The 4310-nt window shown below is 37.5% G+C and carries 2 protein-coding genes and 3 pseudogenes; 4 read left to right on the top strand and 1 reads right to left on the bottom strand.

What is annotated here, in order from left to right; translation table 11 throughout:
- Together HT669_RS04800 and HT669_RS04795 are read left to right on the top strand one after the other, a co-directional pair.
- A pseudogene (locus tag HT669_RS04800) lies at positions 1 to 552 on the top strand (transposase); the annotation flags it as partial.
- Between the two features lie 102 nt (positions 553 to 654).
- Positions 655 to 762: pseudogene (locus HT669_RS04795) on the top strand (IS5/IS1182 family transposase); the annotation flags it as partial.
- Positions 763 to 774: 12 nt separating this feature from the next.
- On the opposite strand, the pseudogene HT669_RS04790 reads toward HT669_RS04795, so the two are convergent.
- Positions 775 to 1495, bottom strand: a pseudogene (locus tag HT669_RS04790) (FAD:protein FMN transferase); the annotation flags it as partial.
- 295 nt (positions 1496 to 1790) lie between these two features.
- Between HT669_RS04790 and HT669_RS04785 the strand changes: the two are divergent.
- Both HT669_RS04785 and HT669_RS04780 read left to right on the top strand, forming a co-directional pair.
- Positions 1791 to 3170: an FAD-dependent oxidoreductase gene (locus tag HT669_RS04785; RefSeq protein WP_000036801.1), complete on the top strand. Its 1380-nt coding sequence runs from the start codon at positions 1791 to 1793 to the stop codon at positions 3168 to 3170.
- A gap of 676 nt (positions 3171 to 3846) precedes the next feature.
- Positions 3847 to 4200: an aminotransferase class V-fold PLP-dependent enzyme gene (locus tag HT669_RS04780; RefSeq protein WP_000945718.1), complete on the top strand. Its 354-nt coding sequence runs from the start codon at positions 3847 to 3849 to the stop codon at positions 4198 to 4200.
- Positions 4201 to 4310: the final 110 nt, after the last annotated feature.

Raw genomic sequence — 4310 nt, 5'->3', positions numbered from 1 at the left:
TAAGCCTAGAATACCTTCTTATGGCGACTTCAATATGTGCGAGAATATCGAACTTATGAACAAATTGCGGCTGATTTTGGTATCCACGAAAGCAACTTAACCCATCGGAGTCAATGGGTTGAAGTAACTCTTGTTCAAAGTGGTTTTACGATTTCAAGACCTCCTCTCAGTTCTGAGGACACGGTAATGATTGATGCGACGGAAGTAAAAATCCATCGCCTTAAAAAACAATTAGCGAATGATTCTGGTAAAAAGAAATGCCACGCTATGAAGGCTCAAGCGATTGTCACAAGTCAAGGGAGAATTGTTTCTTTGGAGATCACTGTGAACTATTGTCATGATATGAAGTTGTTCAAAATGAGTCGCAGAAATATCGGACAAGCTGGTAAAATCTTGGCTGACAGTGGTTATCAAGGGCTCATGAAGATATATCCTCAAGCACAAACTCCACGTAAATCCAGCAAACTCAAGCCGCTAATAGCTGAAGAGAAAGCCTGTAACCATGCGCTATCTAAGGAGAGAATCAAGGTTGAGAGTATTTTTGACAAAGTATAGTAGATTGAAACTAGAATAGTACACCTCTACTTCTAAAACATTGTTAGAAATCGATTTGACTGTCTTGATCGATTTGTCCTGTTCTTATTTCATTTCACTATGAAAACGTTTAAAATATTTTCAACAACCTATCGAAATCATCGTAAACGCTTCGGATTACGAATGAATTTGATTGTTGGTATTATCAATCATGAACTAGGATTCTAGTTTTGCAGGAAGTCTATTGTCAAAAATGTGATGGTAATCTTGTCCATCGACTGTCAGGTGACGTTCATAAATGCCTGAAGTCACGACAGATTGATTGACAACGGGAATGGTCATTAAGTGATTTCCCCTCGGATTGGCTGAATCTTGAATCTCGATTTGCCAAGGGTTATCCCCTCTTGCCTGATTTTTTCCAATGGTCAGGATACTCCCTCCCAGATTGATCAAGGCAGAAGTCATACCCTCTTTTCTAAGAAATTGGGCACCCTTTATCTGCACTATAACCCTTGACTAAACAACCTAAATCGATTTTCATTCCTTTCTGCTTTAAGAATACAATGGAAGTAGAAGAATCTAACTCGATATCATGAGGATTGATTAGAGACAGCACCGCTTCAATTTCTTGAGGTTGTGCAGCTTTGGCATCTGAAAAACCAATGCGCCAGGTTTGAATTAGGGGATCAATACTGATGTTGAGCTGGCTATAGAGTGCTAGGCTATGCTCTAAACCAAGTGAAATCAGTTCAAACAGGTCTGGATGAACAGTGACGGGGGCTATTCCTGCTTGATAATTGATTTCCATCAACTCAGATTCTTGACTAATGGCATTGAAATGGTATTCAAGCTTTTTGAGCAAATCAAAGGATTTTTAGAGTAAGATATCTGCTCACTCATTAACTAATGAAATAGTGATAGTGGTTCCCGTTAGGAGTTCAGAATGTGAACGAAGAGGCAAGCTAGCAACTTTTTTCTTTTGTAGAAAATAAGTTGCAATATCAAATAATTATATAAATGGAAGACCTTGTATTTTATTTTCATGTTATTATAATACCATAAAGCTAGAATTTTCATAAATTAAATTTGGAAAAAGTCAAGAAATATGCTTAAAAAAATTCATTAGGCTTGAAATTAGGATAAATGGAGAATTGTTTTTGATAAAAAATGATAAAGTAATAGCAAACCTCTGGTAAACGCTGACAATAAATGGTATACTAGTAAGGTAAATTTAGAATGAAAGTAGGAAATTTTTTATGAGTAAAATTGTTGTAGTCGGTGCTAACCATGCTGGTACAGCATGTATTAATACTATGTTGGATAATTTTGGAAATGAGAACGAAATTGTTGTATTTGACCAAAACTCTAGCATCTCTTTCCTAGGATGTGGAATGGCTCTTTGGATTGGTAATCAAATTGACGGTGCTGAAGGCTTGTTCTATTCTGATAAAGAAAAATTGGAAGCTAAAGGTGCTAAGGTTTACATGAACTCACCTGTTCTTTCAATCGACTATGATAACAAAGTAGTCACAGCCGAAGTTGAAGGAAAAGAGCACAAAGAATCATACGAGAAATTGATTTTCGCTACAGGTTCTACACCAATCTTGCCACCAATAGAAGGTGTTGAAATTCTTAAAGGAAACCGCGAATTTAAAGCAACTCTTGAAAACGTACAATTCGTGAAATTGTACCAAAACGCTGAAGAAGTGATCAATAAACTTGCTGACAAGAGCCAACACCTTGACCGTATCGCCGTTGTTGGTGGTGGTTACATTGGTGTTGAACTTGCTGAAGCCTTTGAGCGTCTTGGAAAAGAAGTTGTCCTTGTCGATATCGTTGATACTGTCTTGAACGGTTACTATGACAAAGACTTTACACAAATGATGGCGAAGAACTTGGAAGACCACAACATCCGCTTGGCTCTTGGTCAAACTGTTAAAGCAATCGAAGGTGACGGTAAAGTTGAACGCTTGATTACCGATAAAGAAACTTTTGATGTGGATATGGTTGTTCTTGCGGTTGGTTTCCGTCCTAACACAGCTCTTGCTGACGGTAAGATTGAACTCTTCCGAAATGGTGCTTTCCTTGTAGATAAGAAACAAGAAACTTCAATTCCAGGTGTATTTGCAGTTGGTGACTGTGCGACTGTCTATGATAATGCTCGTAAAGACACAAGCTACATCGCCCTTGCTTCAAACGCAGTTCGTACTGGTATCGTTGGTGCCTACAATGCTTGTGGACATGAATTGGAAGGAATCGGTGTTCAAGGTTCAAACGGTATCTCAATCTATGGTCTTCACATGGTTTCAACTGGTTTGACTCTTGAAAAAGCAAAAGCTGCAGGTTACAATGCGACTGAGACAGGATTTAACGATCTTCAAAAACCAGAATTCATGAAACACGATAACCATGAAGTAGCGATTAAGATTGTCTTTGACAAAGATAGCCGTGAAATTCTTGGTGCCCAAATGGTTTCACACGATATTTCAATCAGCATGGGAATTCACATGTTCTCACTTGCTATCCAAGAGCATGTAACAATTGATAAATTGGCATTGACAGACCTCTTCTTCTTGCCACACTTCAACAAACCATACAACTACATCACAATGGCTGCCCTTACAGCTGAAAAATAAAAATGATGAACTATCTGGTCTTAAGTCAAGGTCGGATAGTTTTTTAGGTACGACGGGTCATGGCCTACATCTGAGGAACAAGTCCTCTGTGGGCACTAGCTACCGATGAACCCAACAGCGCCCCTCAATCCTGACTATCGTGAGGTAGCGGACGAAGACGGTCTGGAGATAGACCCTGACGTTAGAGTAAAAAACGTTAGAGGAAAGAATAGCGAAATCCTGGTTCTAGGAACAGAGAGGTGCTAGGAAAGCCTATCTAGCAGATGAGATAGCCAAGAACTCTAAAGTTTATATAGGTAGTCGTAACTTATATCTGTAAGTCATGAAAGTAATTGAATTCGGACTAAGGTTTGTGTGAAAAAGATAAATCTTCCTAGAGTCCAAAGACTCTGCGTCCGATTTCCTATTTTCACTGTAACCTTTTAACGTCCTCTGTTATAAAGGAAGAAAGATCTGGGACTGATTCCGTGAGGTTTCATGAGCGCCTAAAGCATAGTAACAAGGAATCATGAGAAGTCAGCAGAAGCCATAGTAGTGATGAAGTTTCTGTAGTAGTATTAAATGGTTCAGTTGTATTTCCCAAAAGATGTGCCAATACAATGTATTACATAAATCGAATTTTAAATCTTAGGAAGTAGAAATTTTTAATGGTAGTAGATTTTCAAAGTGGTGAAATATGTTGAGGAATTTATTTTCTTTTCAAACATCAGATATTATTTATTTTGATAATGCAGCTACAGTTCCCAAGCCAAAAGCTGTTGTTAATAAATTAACAGAAGTTTATTCAGGAATTCCAATAAACATTAAGAGACATAATTCAAAAAATGATTTAATTTTTTCTAATGAATATGAGGCTGTTAAGAAAAAAATTAAAAATTTTCTAAGTGCCAGTAACTGCAATGTGCTTTTCACTAAAAGTGCTACGGAGGCTTATAACTTACTTAGTAGGTCTATAAAATATAATAAAGGTAAATTAGGCGTGTCTGTATTAGAACACCATTCTAATTATTTACCTTGGAAAATGTTATAGTTGCTTAGTTTCAAACAAGCATGTTATAATAAAGCTATGGCATATAGTACAGATTTTAAACAGCGAGCATTAGATTACATCAAAGAGGGGCACAGCCATGTCGAGGCAGC

This window comes from Streptococcus sp. 2100, from assembly GCF_013276335.1.
GTDB lineage: Bacteria > Bacillota > Bacilli > Lactobacillales > Streptococcaceae > Streptococcus > Streptococcus pseudopneumoniae.
Note: the sequence above shows the minus strand (reverse complement) of the source record. Positions and strands in the feature narration are given on the sequence as shown.